This window comes from Marinovum sp. (assembly GCF_048263515.1).
In the GTDB taxonomy this organism is placed as follows: Bacteria; Pseudomonadota; Alphaproteobacteria; order Rhodobacterales; family Rhodobacteraceae; genus Marinovum.
Genome location: NZ_JBLXEC010000002.1, coordinates 239,273 through 253,228 on the forward strand (window position 1 = coordinate 239,273; position 13,956 = coordinate 253,228).

The 13,956-nt window shown below is 66.2% G+C and carries 12 protein-coding genes; 8 read left to right on the plus strand and 4 right to left on the minus strand.

The features are described from left to right. Nucleotides 1–99: 99 nt before the first annotated feature. On the plus strand, nucleotides 100–483 hold the full coding sequence (locus ACN0SE_RS03600) for a hypothetical protein (protein WP_417523114.1): 384 nt from the start codon (nucleotides 100–102) through the stop codon (nucleotides 481–483). Nucleotides 484–779: 296 nt separating this feature from the next. On the opposite strand, the gene glyA is transcribed toward ACN0SE_RS03600, so the two are convergent. Then, entirely contained in the window at nucleotides 780–2,075 is a 1,296-nt protein-coding gene (glyA, locus tag ACN0SE_RS03605) for a serine hydroxymethyltransferase (protein ID WP_417523115.1), read from the minus strand. 166 nt (nucleotides 2,076–2,241) lie between these two features. Between glyA and ACN0SE_RS03610 the strand changes: the two genes are divergently transcribed. Next, on the plus strand, nucleotides 2,242–3,003 hold the full coding sequence (locus ACN0SE_RS03610; RefSeq protein ID WP_417523116.1) for an NAD kinase: 762 nt from the start codon (nucleotides 2,242–2,244) through the stop codon (nucleotides 3,001–3,003). 417 nt (nucleotides 3,004–3,420) lie between these two features. Here the strand turns inward: ACN0SE_RS03610 and ACN0SE_RS03615 are convergent, their stop codons facing one another. Both ACN0SE_RS03615 and prpE read right to left on the minus strand, forming a co-directional pair. Continuing rightward, a complete protein-coding gene (locus ACN0SE_RS03615) occupies nucleotides 3,421–4,110 on the minus strand; it encodes a Crp/Fnr family transcriptional regulator (protein WP_417523117.1) in 690 nt (229 codons plus the stop codon). A gap of 433 nt (nucleotides 4,111–4,543) precedes the next feature. Beyond that, entirely contained in the window at nucleotides 4,544–6,433 is a 1,890-nt protein-coding gene (prpE, locus tag ACN0SE_RS03620; protein ID WP_417523118.1) for a propionate-CoA ligase PrpE, read from the minus strand. Between the two features lie 200 nt (nucleotides 6,434–6,633). On the opposite strand from prpE, the gene ACN0SE_RS03625 reads away from it, so the two are divergent. Further along, a complete protein-coding gene (locus tag ACN0SE_RS03625; RefSeq protein ID WP_417523119.1) occupies nucleotides 6,634–6,795 on the plus strand; it encodes a hypothetical protein in 162 nt (53 codons plus the stop codon). A gap of 63 nt (nucleotides 6,796–6,858) precedes the next feature. Here ACN0SE_RS03625 and ACN0SE_RS03630 read toward each other — a convergent pair whose 3' ends face one another. After that, nucleotides 6,859–9,141 (minus strand): NADP-dependent malic enzyme, encoded by a 2,283-nt coding sequence (locus ACN0SE_RS03630; protein ID WP_417523120.1) that lies wholly within the window; start codon nucleotides 9,139–9,141, stop codon nucleotides 6,859–6,861. A gap of 237 nt (nucleotides 9,142–9,378) precedes the next feature. On the opposite strand from ACN0SE_RS03630, the gene ACN0SE_RS03635 reads away from it, so the two are divergent. Genes ACN0SE_RS03635 through upp form a run of 5 tightly spaced genes read left to right on the plus strand, consistent with a single transcriptional unit; the run spans nucleotide 9,379 to nucleotide 13,901 of the window. Then, nucleotides 9,379–9,780, plus strand: a complete 402-nt coding sequence (locus tag ACN0SE_RS03635) for a cytidine deaminase (RefSeq protein ID WP_417523121.1) — start codon at nucleotides 9,379–9,381, stop codon at nucleotides 9,778–9,780. Then, complete coding sequence (locus tag ACN0SE_RS03640) at nucleotides 9,777–11,081, plus strand: thymidine phosphorylase (protein WP_417523122.1); 1,305 nt, start codon at nucleotides 9,777–9,779, stop codon at nucleotides 11,079–11,081. The genes ACN0SE_RS03635 and ACN0SE_RS03640 overlap by 4 nt, the downstream gene beginning before the upstream one ends. After that, complete coding sequence (locus tag ACN0SE_RS03645; RefSeq protein WP_417523123.1) at nucleotides 11,081–12,289, plus strand: phosphopentomutase; 1,209 nt, start codon at nucleotides 11,081–11,083, stop codon at nucleotides 12,287–12,289. Before ACN0SE_RS03640 ends, ACN0SE_RS03645 begins: the two co-directional genes overlap by 1 nt. Beyond that, on the plus strand, nucleotides 12,286–13,272 hold the full coding sequence (locus tag ACN0SE_RS03650) for an adenosine deaminase (RefSeq protein ID WP_417523124.1): 987 nt from the start codon (nucleotides 12,286–12,288) through the stop codon (nucleotides 13,270–13,272). Before ACN0SE_RS03645 ends, ACN0SE_RS03650 begins: the two co-directional genes overlap by 4 nt. Then, nucleotides 13,269–13,901, plus strand: a complete 633-nt coding sequence (gene upp, locus ACN0SE_RS03655; protein WP_417523125.1) for a uracil phosphoribosyltransferase — start codon at nucleotides 13,269–13,271, stop codon at nucleotides 13,899–13,901. Before ACN0SE_RS03650 ends, upp begins: the two co-directional genes overlap by 4 nt. Nucleotides 13,902–13,956 lie beyond the last annotated feature (55 nt).

The following is a 13,956-nucleotide window of genomic DNA, read 5'->3' on the forward strand; positions in this document are numbered from 1 at the left end:
GCGCCGGGGCGCGGGGGGAAACCGGGAAATGCGTATTTGCAAAGAGAAGAAGCGCCACCTTGCTCCTTGATCCCTGTCGGCCTATGCAATGCGCCGGAGGTGGCCCCTGTGATCGAGGCAAAGGACGTAGAGCGCCGCAAGGCGGAGCTGGCAGAGCTGATCGGCACGCAGTTGCGGGTCGGCGGCGTGACGCTGGAGCAGAAGCTGAAGCGCGCCGGCCGGCTGCTGCCGCGCTGGGCGCGGCGGGATGCGGGCTTGTTCGTGCACGCCGGGCAGCTGGCCGCGCATCCGCGGCTGGCGCGGCAGATCGACGTGGCGGCGCTGGACAAGGCGGAGGCGCGGCTGAAGCGCTACCTCGAGCAGATCGACCCGGACGAGCGGCGCAAGACGGCGCTGTTGCACCTGGTTGGGGGGATTGTCCTGAAGGTGCTGATCGTGGGCGGGGTGTTTCTCGCGGTGCTGCGGTGGCAGGGGTTGGTTTGAGCCCCCTGCGCGGACTCAAGGCCGCAGGCCGCCGCGCATTGTCATGCCAAAGGCATGCCTCCGGCATGACGCGCTCCCACACGGCGGCGATTGGGCTGAGGTTAGGCGACTCGCTCTGATTTCGTCCGGATTTGGCTAGGATAAAGCGCTGCCGAACGTCTGTTGCATCGCCACCGCGCGCGCCGGCATTGCGCGGCTTGTGATTGGGGCTGGCGGGTCTTCGTGGCGTGGAAGCGTCCACAAAAGCAGAAAGGCCCGGATCGCTCCGGGCCTTATCGTCAATCAATCCCGGAAACTCAGAGGTCCGGGTAGATCGGGAAGCGTTGGCAGAGCGCCTCGACCTCGGCCTTGACCTTGGCCTCGACCTCGCTGTTGCCTTCTTCACCATTGGCGGCCAGCCCGTCGACCACCTCGATGATCCAGTCGGCGATCTGGCGGAACTCGGCCTCGCCGAAGCCGCGGGTGGTGCCGGCGGGCGAGCCCAGGCGGATGCCCGAGGTCACGGTGGGCTTTTCCGGGTCGAACGGCACGCCGTTCTTGTTGCAGGTGATATGCGCGCGGCCCAGCGCCTTTTCGGTGGCATTGCCCTTCACACCCTTCGGGCGCAGATCGACCAGCACGACGTGGGTGTCGGTACCATGGGTCACGGTATCCAGACCGCCCTTGATCAGCTGGTCCGACAGCGCCTGGGCGTTCTTGATCACCTGCTGGGCATAGGTCTTGAACTCGGGGCGCAGCGCCTCGCCAAAGGCCACGGCCTTGCCGGCGATGACATGCATCAGCGGGCCGCCCTGGATGCCGGGGAAGATCGCCGAGTTGACTTTCTTGGCGATCGCCTCGTCATTGGTCAGGATCATGCCGCCGCGCGGGCCGCGCAGGGTCTTGTGGGTGGTGGTGGTGGCCACATGGGCATGCGGGAAGGGCGAGGGATGCTCGCCCGCAGCTACCAGACCGGCGAAATGCGCCATGTCGACATGCAGCAGCGCGCCCACCATGTCGGCGATCTCGCGCATCCGCTTGAAGTCGATCTGGCGCGGAATGGCCGAGCCGCCAGCGATGATCAGCTTGGGCTGGTGCTCCTTGGCCAGGGCTTCGACCTGGTCGTAGTCGAGCATGTTGTCCTGCTTGCGCACGCCGTATTGCACCGCGTTGAACCATTTGCCCGACTGGTTGGGCCGGGCGCCATGGGTCAGGTGACCACCGGCGTCGAGGCTCATGCCGAGGATGGTGTCGCCGGGCTGGATCAGCGCCTGGAACACACCCTGGTTGGCCTGCGAACCGGAGTTCGGCTGAACGTTGACGTACTCGCAGCCAAAGAGCTGCTTCGCGCGTTCGATGGCCAGGTTCTCGGCGACGTCGACCCAGTCACAGCCACCGTAGTAGCGCCGGCCCGGGTAGCCCTCGGCGTATTTGTTGGTGAGCACCGAACCCTGGGCCTCCGTCACCGCGCGGCTGACGATGTTCTCGCTGGCGATCAGCTCGATCTCGTTGCGCTGGCGACCCAGCTCGCCGGTGATCGCGCCGAACAGCTCGGGGTCGCGCTCGGCGAGGGGTTGGGAAAAGAATCCCTGGTCTTTGACGGTGGCATCCATGGGCTGGCTCCTTGGGCAAGCAAAGTCTTGGCGCGTTTCCTAATGCAAAGCGGTGGCGACGAAAAGCCGGGAAAGCGACGCCAAGGCCCGTAGGTGCGGCACCGCTGGCCTTGTCGGGGAACTTGTGGTTCTTTCGGAAACGGTGCGACAGGCAAGGAAACCCGACATGACGCTCAGAATCGCCTTTTGCGCCTCGAACGCGCCGATTGCGCAATCGGCCAAGGCGGCGCTGAGCGCGCGCTACGGCGATCATGCCGAGCAGGGGGCGGACGTGATCGTGGCGCTGGGCGGCGACGGTTTCATGCTGCAGACCCTGCACCGGACCGAGACCAACCCGGCGCCGGTCTACGGGATGAACCGCGGCACCGTCGGCTTTCTGATGAACGCCTACGGCGAGCAGGGGCTGATCGAACGGCTGACCGCGGCGCAGGAAGAGGTGATCAATCCGCTGTCGATGCAGGCCACCTGTCTCGACGGCACGCTGCACCACGCTCTGGCGATCAACGAGGTCTCGCTTCTGCGCGCCGGCCCGCAGGCGGCGCGGCTGCGGATTTCCGTCGACGGCAAGGTGCGGATGCCCGAGCTGGTCTGCGACGGGGCGCTCCTGGCGACGCCGGCGGGCTCGACGGCCTACAATTTCTCTGCCCATGGCCCGATCCTGCCGATCGGTTCTGACGTGTTGGCGCTGACGGCGATGGCGGCCTTCCGCCCCCGGCGCTGGCGCGGGGCGCTTCTGCCCAAGACCGCCGAGGTCGTCTTCGAGGTGCTCGATCCCGCCAAGCGCCCGGTGATGGCCGAGGCTGATGCCCGCGCGGTGCAGGACGTGATCAAGGTCGAGATCCGCTCGGAGCCGGCGATTGCCCACCGCATTCTGTTCGATCCCGGCCACGGGCTGGAAGAGCGGCTGATCCGCGAGCAGTTCGTCTGACCGGGGGGCGCGCGTCCCGGACCTCTGGCGCGCCACCTGATAAGAAGCGCTCACGTCCCGGACTTGATCCGGGACCTCCCCCTCAGCCACAGGAGCCTTAGCCGCGCCATCGCCGACCCGCGGGGTGGCGATCTACCAGTCGTTCTGTAGCGCTTTATCCCTGACAATTCCGAAGATGATCGGAGCGACGCTCCCCGGTCCAACAAATCGCCGCCCCGGGGGGCGGGTCGGCGATGGCGCGGCGGCCTGCGGCCTTGATTCCGCGCTTCGGAGTTTTTGCAGTGTGGCGTGTTGCCGGCCGGGCTGGCATGGCGCACCGCAGTCCCGGACGTGATCCGGGACCTCTTGCCTGTACAAACCGAGTTGAGGCCCCGGATCAGGTCCGGCGCGCGACGCACACTAAGGCACAGGCAAGCGCTACTGCGCCCGCTCCGCCAGCATATCCGGCGCGATCAGGATCAGCTCGCGCCCGTCGCGTCGCAGCATGCCTTCCGATTCCCAAGCGCGGATCTGGCGGTTGACCGTCTCGCGGGTCAGGCCGGCCATGTCGCCCAGATCGGATTGCGACACCGAGGGCGTCAGACGATAGCCGCCGGGCTCTTCCACCCCCCAGCGATCGAACAGCCCGATCAGCACCTTGGCCAGCCGCGTGCCGCCATCGGCGGTCGACAGATCGGCCAGCGCCTCGGTCGTGGCCTGCAGCTTGCGGCAGAGATCGGCGATCAGGCCCAGCGTGGTGCGCGGATGCTGGGTGAGAAAGGACATCAGCACCGTGCGATGCAGCATCCGCCCGGTCACGTCATTGGTGGCCACCGCATCCGCGGTCCGGTCACTGCCCAGCAGCACAGCCATCTCGCCCACCGAATCACCGGGGCCGAGATGCGCGACGATCGAGCGGTTGCCCGCCGCCGAGGTCAGGCTGATCTCGACCCGGCCGGTCTCGATCAGCATCATGGTCTCGCCGGGGCTGTCCTTGGAAAAGATCACCTTGCCGCTGTGATAATGGCAGGGCTTGGACATGCTGAGCAGCGTGCCGCGCTCCTTTTGAGTGAGCGCGCCGAGAATCAGGCTTTCCCTGCTGGCGATATCGCGAAATTTCAACGTCATATAAACTGAGTTAAACCTGTCCGAACCTCAATGATCCGGACTTCATCACTTCCTACTTCTGAACTTTGCGTTAACAAATCCCCGCAGGGAAACACTATATTGGCATGGATGTGATCTGAATCACAGATTTTGCGGCGCAAAAAGTGAATCTTCGTCGGGTGTTCGTCAGGGTCGGTGTCTCACCATAGTTACCAAAGCCTTTTCCTTCCTGAGCTTGGCGGCGCGCACCCCTATCCCTCTCGTCATTTCCGGGAGGGCCCGATCGCGCGGGGGACGGACGAGTGAGTGACGTCCGTCCTTCCGCCGATCACCCGCACAAGGAGGTCTGGCGCCCATTTGGCGCAGGTCTGGTACCTCTTCGCGCGCTCACAAGTCGTTGGACTGCACAAAGCCGCCCGGATTACCGGGCGGCTTTCTATTTGTGCCGAGGGGCCTACTTCGCATAGCCCAGCGTCTGCAGCGCCGCCTTGATCTCGTCGAGGATAGCGGGATCGTCGATCGTGGCGGGCATCTTGTAGTCGGCGCCATCGGCGATCTTGACCATGATGCCGCGCAGGATCTTGCCGGAGCGGGTCTTGGGCAGCCGGTCGACCACCACCGCCAGCTTGAAGGCCGCCACAGGCCCGATCTTTTCGCGCACCAGCTTGACCACCTCGGCGCAGATCTCCTCGGGCGTGCGGCTGCAGCCGGCGTTCAGGCAGAGAAAGCCCACCGGCAGCTGCCCCTTGAGCTGATCGGTCACGCCGATCACCGCGCATTCGGCGACGTCGGGGTGGCCGGCCAGAACCTCTTCCATGCCGCCGGTCGAGAGCCGGTGACCGGCGACGTTGATCACGTCATCGGTGCGCGCCATGATGTAGAGATAGCCGTCCTCGTCGATCATTCCGGCGTCGCCGGTCTCGTAATAGCCGGGGTAGGTGGTGAGATAGCTCTTGCGGTAACGATCCTCGGCGTTCCACAGCGTCGGCAGGGTGCCCGGCGGCAGCGGCAGCTTGACGGCGATGGCGCCCAGCTCGCCGCGCGGCATCTCGCGGCCGCCCTCGTCGAGGATCTGCACGTCATAGCCGGGCATGGCGACCGAGGGCGAGCCGATCTTGACCGGCAGCGGCTCGATCCCCATCGGGTTGGCGGCAATGGCAAAGCCGGTCTCGGTCTGCCACCAGTGGTCGATCACCGGCACGCCCAGCTTGTCCTGCGCCCAGATGATGGTGTCGGGATCGGCGCGCTCGCCGGCAAGGTAGACGGTCTTGAGCGAGGACAGATCGTAGTCCTTGATCAGGTCGCCCTGCGGATCCTCGCGTTTGACCGCCCGGAATGCTGTCGGCGCGGTGAAGAAGCTCTTGACCCCGTGGTCCTGGATCACCCGCCAGAAGGTGCCGGCATCGGGCGTGCCGACCGGCTTGCCCTCGAAGACGATGGTGGTGTTGCCGTGGATCAGCGGCCCGTAGCAGATGTAGCTGTGGCCCACGACCCAGCCGACATCCGAGGCCGCCCAGAAGACATCGCCGGGATCGACGTTGTAGATGTTCTTCATCGTCCAGTTCAGCGCCACCAGATGGCCGCCGGTGTGGCGCACCACGCCCTTGGGCGCGCCGGTGGTGCCGGAGGTGTAGAGGATATAAGCCGGGTGATTGCCTTCGACCGGCACACAGTCCGCCGGGGTGACGCCCTCCTGGCAGGCCTGCCAGTCGTGGTCGCGGCCTTCGGTCAGCGGCGCAACCTCTTGCTCGCGCTGCAGAATCACGCAGAAGTCGGGCTTGTGGCGGGCCAGTTCGATGGCACCGTCGAGCAGGGGTTTGTATTTCACCACCCGGCCGGGCTCGAGCCCGCAGGAGGCGGCGATGATCGCCTTTGGCGTGGCATCGTCGATCCGCACCGCAAGCTCGTTGGCCGCGAAGCCGCCAAAGACCACCGAGTGGATCGCGCCAAGCCGGGCGCAGGCCAGCATCGCCTCCAGCGCTTCGGGCACCATCGGCATGTAGATGATCACCCGGTCGCCCTTTTCGATTCCCTTGGCGCGCAGCGCGCCGGCCAGCCGCGCGACCCGCTCCTGCAGCTCGGAAAAGGTAATCTTCTGCTGGCTGTCGGTGATCGGGCTGTCATGGATGATCGCCACCTGGTCGCCGCGCCCGGCCGCGACATGGCGGTCGACGGCGTTCCAGCAGGTGTTGACCCGGCCATCGGCAAACCATTCGTAAAGATCGCCACCCTTGTCGAACAGCGCCTTGCTCGGCGGGGTGTCCCAGTCGATGGCCTGGGCGGCCTGCATCCAGAAAGCTTCGGGATCGGCCTGCCAGCTCGCGTAAACATCCTTGTATGCCATGGTATCCTCCTCCGGCGATTGCTTCGGGGATACGAGAGCGCCCGCCCTCCGGGCAAGACGCTTGGCGCTATCAGCGTCAGATTATCGCGCTTTCTTTGCAGAAGCGGCGCTCGTAGCCTGCAAATTTTTGCAAACTCCATTATCTTTGCGGGGATTTCCGCCGATCCTGACGGGTTTGCAAAGTCTGGAAGAATTTCGACATGCCGGATGTCGAATCCAGCCGCGCGGCGCGGGCGACTCGCTGGCATAGAGGGGAAACGGCACGGCGCGGTGCCGGGCCTGTATTGAGAGAAGGTCGTGTTGCCATGGGCGACAAGAAGCAAAAGCCGGTGAAGGCTGGCGACAAGACAACCAAGAAGTAATTTCAGCAAGCTTGTCCGTGCCGCCCCCGTGGGCGGCACGGCGTTTTACGCGTGGCGCAGCGCTCAACCGTATTGCGCCACCGGCGTGCCGGCGATGGCCGCCATGTTCAACAGCCCGCGCGCGGTGATCCCGGGCGAGACCACATGCGCCCGGTTGCCCATGCCCATCAGGATCGGGCCCACTTCCAGCCCGCCGGCCTTCATCTTGAGGATGTTGCGCACGCCCGAGGCCGCATCGGCATGGCCGAAGATCAGCACGTTGGCCGCGCCATCCAGCCGCGCGCCGGGCAGCAGACGCTCGCGCAGCTCCGGGTCCAGGGCGGCGTCGACGTTCATCTCGCCCTCGTACTGGAAATCGGTGTCCATCGCGTCGAGAATGCCAATCGCCTCGCGCAGGCGCTTGCCGGACCCCTCGGCCTGGTTGCCGAACTGCGATTGCGAGCAGAAGGCGATGCGCGGCTCGACCCCGAAGCGGCGGGCGTGACGGGCAGCGCCGATTGCCACCTCGGCCAGCTCCTTGGGCGAGGGCAGGGACCAGACATGGGTGTCGGCCAGGAACAGCGGCCCGTCCTCGAGGATCATCATCGACAGCGCGCCATGCGGGCGATAGGTCTCGTTGCCCAGCACCTGGGTGACATAGTTCAGATGCCAGCGAAACTCGCCGATGGTGCCGCAGATCAGGCTGTCGGCCTCGCCGCGATGCACCATGACCGCGCCGATGGCGGTGGAATTGGTGCGCATCACCGCGCGGGCCACATCTGGCGTGACGCCGCGCCGCGCCATGATCTGGTGATAGGTGCCCCAGTAATCGCGATACCGCGGGTCGTTTTCCGGGTTCACGATGTCGAACTCGCGGCCGGGGCGGATGTTGAGCCCGTGACGCTCGCAACGGGTCTCGATCACCTCGGGACGGCCGATCAGGATCGGCTTTTCGGTGGTCTCTTCGAGGATCGCCTGGGCGGCACGCAGCACCCTTTCATCCTCGCCCTCGGCAAAGACGATGCGGCGGCTGGCGGTGGCGGCGGCATGGAAGATCGGCCGCATCAGCAGCGCAGACTTGAAGACGCTGGCGTTGAGCTTGTGCTTGTAGGCCTGCATGTCCTCGATCGGGCGGGTGGCGACGCCGGTCTCCATCGCGGCCTTGGCCACGGCGCTGGACACCACGGCCGACAGGCGCGGGTCGAACGGCTTGGGGATCAGGTAGTCGGCCCCGAATGTCAGGTCCTCGCCCTGATAGGCGGCGGCCGCCTCGGCGCTGGTGGTGGCCCGGGCCAGCGCCGCGATCCCCTCGATGCAGGCGATCTGCATCTCGTCGTTGATCTCGGTCGCGCCGACGTCCAATGCCCCGCGGAAGATGAAGGGGAAACACAGGACGTTGTTGACCTGGTTGGGGAAATCGCTGCGCCCGGTGGCGATGATCGCCTCGGGCTGCACCGCGCGGGCGGCATCCGGCATGATTTCCGGCGTCGGGTTGGCCAGCGCAAAGATGATCGGCGCCTTGGCCATTTTCGCGGCCATCTCGGGCGTGAGCACGCCGGGGCCGGAGAGGCCGAGGAACATATCGGCGCCTTCGATCACCTCGTCGAGCGTCCGCTTGTCGGTCTTCTGGGCGTATTCCGCCTTCTGATCGGTCATCTCTTCGGTGCGGCCCTCGTAGACCACGCCCTTGATGTCGCAGAGCCAGACGTTCTCGCGCTTGACCCCCAGTTTCAGCAGCATGTTGAGGCAGGCGATGCCCGCCGCGCCGCCACCGGTCGAGACGATCTTGATGTCCTCGAATGTCTTGCCGGCGACGCGCAGCGCGTTGGTCGCGGCGGCCCCCACCACGATGGCGGTGCCGTGCTGGTCGTCGTGGAAGACCGGGATGTTCATCCGCTCGCGGCAGAGCTTTTCGACGACAAAGCATTCCGGCGCCTTGATGTCCTCGAGGTTGATGGCGCCGAAGGTCGGCTCCAGCGCGCAGACGATATCGGCCAGCTTCTCGGGATCGGTCTCGTTGACCTCGATGTCGAAGCAGTCGATGCCGGCGAACTTCTTGAAGAGCACCGCCTTGCCCTCCATCACTGGTTTCGAGGCCAGCGCGCCGATGTTGCCAAGCCCCAGCACCGCGGTGCCGTTCGACACCACCGCCACCAGGTTGCCCCGTGCGGTGTAGCGCGCAGCATTGCTGGCCTCGGCCTTGATTTCGAGACAGGCCTCGGCCACGCCGGGCGAATAGGCGCGGGCCAGGTCGCGGCCATTGGCGAGCGGCTTGGTGGCGCGCACCTCGAGTTTGCCCGGCTTGGGGTGCTCGTGATAGAAAAGGGCCGCCTCGCGCAGCGTCTCCTGGGCTTTGCTGTCGGTCATCTCGATGTCCCCATGCGTGTTTGGTTTAGTTTAGCATTAAACTATCTCGTGGCGGAGGTTAATCCCCGGCCCGCCGATAACAGCTATCGGTCAATCCTGTAAATCAGCTTAGCGATAACAGGGGCGTGCTGTCGCGGCTTTCGTCATTTTTCCGCCTTGGGCCGCACCACGTCACGCTTGCATCGCGCGGCGCGCGGCCCGATCATGACCGGTAGTCTTTTAACGAGGGGGTCTGTGATGGATCTGGCCGAAACCGCGCGCGCGGTGCGCGACAATGCCTATGCGCCCTATTCCGGCTTCAAGGTGGGGGCGGCCCTGCAGGGGGCCGACGGCACGCTTTTTGCCGGCTGCAATGTCGAAAACGTGGCTTACCCGGAAGGCACCTGCGCCGAGGCCGGCGCCATCGCCGCCATGGTCGCCGCCGGCCAGACCCGGTTCGAGGCGGCCTACGTGGTGGCCGACAGCCCGACGCCGGTGACCCCCTGCGGTGGCTGCCGGCAGAAGCTGGCGGAATTTGCCCGCGGGCCGGACGTGGTGGTGACCATGGCGACCATCGGCGGCGAGGAAATGTCGCTGACCATCGCCGAGCTGTTGCCGGGCGCCTTTGACGCCGCACAGATGGACATCGCCAAATCATGAGCGACGCCAGGGCGATCTTGGGCGCTCTGCGCCGGGGCGAACAGCCCTCTGACGACGATCTGGCCTGGTTCGTGCAGGGCCTTGCCGATGGCGGGGTAACCGATGCCCAGGCCGGGGCCTTTGCCATGGCGGTCTGCCTGCGGGGGCTGGAAGAGCCCGGCCGCGTGGCGCTGACCCGGGCGATGCGCGACAGCGGCAACATCCTGCACTGGGACTTGCCGGGCCCGGTGCTCGACAAGCATTCCACCGGCGGGGTGGGCGATTGCGTCAGCCTGGTGCTGGCGCCGGCGCTGGCGGCCTGCGGCGCCTTCGTGCCGATGATCTCGGGGCGCGGCCTCGGCCACACCGGCGGCACGCTCGACAAGATGGAGGCGATCCCCGGGTTGACCACCGCGCTCGACGAGGCGCGCTTTGCCGAGGTGGTGCGGCAGGCGGGCTGCGCCATCGTCTCGGCCAGCGCCGAAATCGCGCCGGCGGACAAGCGGCTTTATGCGGTGCGCGACGTGACCGCCACGGTCGAGAGCCTCGACCTGATCTGTGCCTCGATCCTGTCCAAGAAGCTGGCGGCGGGGCTCGAGGGGCTGGTGCTTGACGTCAAGCTCGGCTCCGGCGCCTTCATGAAGCGCCACGAGGATGCGCGGGCGCTGGCCGAAGCGCTGGTGTCCACCGCCAACGCCGCCGGCTGCCCGACACAGGCGCTGATCACCGACATGTCGCAGCCTCTGGCGCCGGCGCTCGGCAATGCGCTCGAGGTCGACGTCTCGATGCAGGTGCTGACCGGTGCCGCCGGTGGGCGTCTGCTGGAGATCACATGCGCGCTGGGCGGCGCGCTGCTGGCTTCTGGCGGGCTGGCCGCTGACACGACGGCGGGCGAGGCGGCGATCCGCGAGGCGATCACCTCTGGCCGGGCCGCCGAGGTCTTTGGCCGCATGGTCGCGGCGATGGGCGGCCCGGTGCATTTCATCGAGGATTGGCAGCGCTTCCTGCCAGAGGCGCCGGTGATCCGCGAGATTGCCGCGCCGCAGGATGGCGTGATCACCGCGATGGATGGCGAGGCGCTGGGCCTCGCGGTGGTGCATCTGGGCGGCGGCCGGCAGGTCGAGAGCGATCAGGTCGACCCGGCGGTGGGCCTGTCCGACGTGGTCTCGCTGGGCGACCGGGTGAGCAAGGGCCAGCCGCTGGCGCGGGTGCATGCGGCGCGCGAGAGCCAGGCGGATGCGGCGGAACGGGCGGTGCGCGCGGCGATCACCTTTGGCGAGACGGCGCCGGAGACGCCGCTGATACATGAGAGGATCGGCTGATGGCGCGGGCATTTCTGGTGGTGATGGATTCGGTCGGCATCGGCGGCGCGCCGGATGCCGACGAGTATTTCAACGGCGACACCCCCGACACCGGCGCCAACACCCTGGCCCATATCGCCCAGGCCTGCGCCGCCGGCGAGGCCGAGGAGGGGCGCTCCGGCCCGCTGCATCTGCCGCATCTCGATGGGCTGGGGCTGGGCGCGGCCTGCCGTCTGGCCTCTGGCGACGACGTGCCGGGATTGGAGGCTGACCCGACGGGCCTTTGGGGGGCCGCGACCGAGCATTCCCGCGGCAAGGACACGCCCTCTGGCCATTGGGAGCTGGCCGGGCTGCCGGTGCCCTGGGACTGGACTGTTTTTCCCAAGACCATCCCGGCCTTCCCCAAAGAAATCAGTCAGTTGGCGGCCGATCTTGCCGGAACCGAAGGCATCCTCGGCAATTGCCACGCCTCGGGCACGGAAATCCTCAAGGACCTTGGCGAACAGCATGTAAAGACCGGCTGGCCGATCTGCTACACCTCGGTCGACAGCGTGTTCCAGATCGCCGCGCATGAAGAGCATTTCGGCCTCGACCGGCTGCTCAAGCTCTGCGAGGACCTCGCGCCGCATCTGCATGCCATGCGCATCGGCCGGGTGATCGCGCGGCCATTCGGTGGCGAACCGGGCAACTTCCAGCGCACCAAGAACCGCCGCGACTATGCGCTGACGCCGCCGGGCAAGGTGCTGAGCAACTGGGTGCAGGAGGCCGGCCTGCCGGTGCATGCCATCGGCAAGATCGGCGATATCTTCTCGATGCAGGGCATCGATGCGGTGTCCAAGGGCACCGATGCCGAACTGATGGAGGCGCTGGCGCACAAGGTCGACCACGCCCCAGACGGCGGTCTGGTCTTTGCCAATTTCGTCGAGTTCGACAGCCTTTACGGCCACCGCCGCGACGTTTCGGGCTATGCCCGGGCGCTGGAATGGTTCGACGCCGCACTGGGCCCGATCCTCGCGCGGCTGCGCGACGGTGACCTGATGATCCTCACCGCCGACCATGGCAACGACCCGACCTGGACCGGCACTGACCACACCCGCGAACGGGTGCCGGTGCTGGTGGCCGGGCAGGGCACAGGCGAGATCGGCATCGTCGATTTCACCGCCGTAGCTGCCAGCGTTGCCAGCCATCTCGGCGTCGACCACCCCTCAGACTTGCGGAGTTTCCTGTGACCTTTCGAACATTGCCCAAGGTGGAGCTGCATCTCCACATCGAAGGCGCCGCGCCGCCGCGGCTGATTGCCGATCTCGCCAAGCAGAAATCGGTCGATATCGCCGGCGTCTTCGACGAGCGCGGCAACTACGCCTTTCGCGATTTCCTGCATTTTCTCAAGGTCTACGAGGCCGCAACTCAGGTGCTGCAGACGCCGGAGGACTATCGCCGCCTGACGCTTGCCGTGCTCGAAGAGAGCGCCTCGCACGGGGTGGTCTATACCGAGGCCTTCCTCAGCCCGGATTTCTGCGGCGGCGGCGATGTGAGCGCCTGGCGCGAGTACCTGCATGCCATGCGTGAGGCCGCCGATCAGGCCGAGCGCGACATAGGCATCACCCTGCGCGGCATCGTCACCTGCGTGCGCCACTTCGGGCCCGAGCAGGCCAAGCGTTCGGCGCGCTGCGCCGCCGAGACCGCCGACGACTGGCTCTGCGGCTTTGGCATGGGCGGTGACGAAAACGCCGGCGAGCAGGGCGATTTCGCCTATGCCTTCGACATGGCGCGCGAGGCCGGCCTGCGGCTGACCACCCATGCCGGCGAATGGCGCGGGCCCGAAGAGGTGCGCGCCGCCGTGCGCGACCTCAAGGTCGAGCGCATCGGCCACGGCGTGCGGGTGATCGAGGACCCGGCGCTCTGCGAGGAACTGGCCGAGGCGGGCGTGGTGCTCGAGGTCTGCCCCGGATCGAACGTGGTGCTGGGTGTCTACCCTAAGCTCGCCGCGCATCCGATTGAAAAGCTGCGCGAAAGGGGCCTTCAGGTTACCGTCTCGACCGATGACCCGCCGTTCTTTCACACCGACATGACCAAGGAATACGAAGGGCTTGCGCGCGTCTTCGAATGGAACGAAGACGACTTCATGGCCCTCAACCAGACCGCCCTCGCGGCGGCCTTCTGTGATGACGCGACCCGCAAACGGATCGCGAAGAAACTGGAAACCGCATGACCGATCACCTGACCATCGTCGACCACCCTCTCGTTCAGCACAAGCTCAGCCTGATGCGCGACAAGGCGACCTCGACCGCCGAGTTCCGCCGCCTTCTGCGCGAGATCAGCCAGCTTCTGGCTTATGAGATCACCCGCGAGCTGCCGATGACAACGCAGCAGGTGGAAACCCCGATGGAGGTGATGGACGCGCCGATGCTCGACGGCAAGAAGCTGGCGCTGATCTCGATCCTGCGTGCCGGCAATGGCCTGCTTGACGGGGTGCTCGAGCTGGTGCCCTCGGCGCGGGTCGGCTTTGTCGGGCTTTACCGCGATGAAGAGACACTGCAGCCGGTGCAATATTACTTCAAGGTGCCTGACGGCCTCGATGACCGGCTGGTGATTGCCGTCGATCCGATGCTGGCGACCGGCAATTCCTCGGCCGCGGCGATCGACCTGCTCAAGCAGGCGGGCGCCACCAATATCCGCTTCCTCTGCCTGCTCGCCGCCCCCGAGGGCGTGGCTCGAATGAAAGAGGCACACCCTGATGTGCCGATTGTGACGGCCTCGCTCGACCGTTGCCTGAACGACCAAGGATATATCATTCCGGGGCTAGGTGATGCGGGTGACAGGATGTTCGGCACAAAATAGGCTCAAGACCGCTTTACTAAACAGAAATCTTTTGCCATGCTGACCCCAAACCTGT

Coding starts and splice junctions, on each gene's coding strand:
- ACN0SE_RS03610 (WP_417523116.1), top strand. CDS start 2,242: ATGACGCTCAGAATCGCCTTTTGCGCCTCGAACGCGCCGATTGCGCAA.
- ACN0SE_RS03615 (WP_417523117.1), bottom strand. CDS start 4,110: ATGACGTTGAAATTTCGCGATATCGCCAGCAGGGAAAGCCTGATTCTC.
- ACN0SE_RS03645 (WP_417523123.1), top strand. CDS start 11,081: ATGGCGCGGGCATTTCTGGTGGTGATGGATTCGGTCGGCATCGGCGGC.
- glyA (WP_417523115.1), bottom strand. CDS start 2,075: ATGGATGCCACCGTCAAAGACCAGGGATTCTTTTCCCAACCCCTCGCC.
- ACN0SE_RS03625 (WP_417523119.1), top strand. CDS start 6,634: ATGCCGGATGTCGAATCCAGCCGCGCGGCGCGGGCGACTCGCTGGCAT.
- ACN0SE_RS03630 (WP_417523120.1), bottom strand. CDS start 9,141: ATGACCGACAGCAAAGCCCAGGAGACGCTGCGCGAGGCGGCCCTTTTC.
- ACN0SE_RS03640 (WP_417523122.1), top strand. CDS start 9,777: ATGAGCGACGCCAGGGCGATCTTGGGCGCTCTGCGCCGGGGCGAACAG.
- upp (WP_417523125.1), top strand. CDS start 13,269: ATGACCGATCACCTGACCATCGTCGACCACCCTCTCGTTCAGCACAAG.
- prpE (WP_417523118.1), bottom strand. CDS start 6,433: ATGGCATACAAGGATGTTTACGCGAGCTGGCAGGCCGATCCCGAAGCT.
- ACN0SE_RS03635 (WP_417523121.1), top strand. CDS start 9,379: ATGGATCTGGCCGAAACCGCGCGCGCGGTGCGCGACAATGCCTATGCG.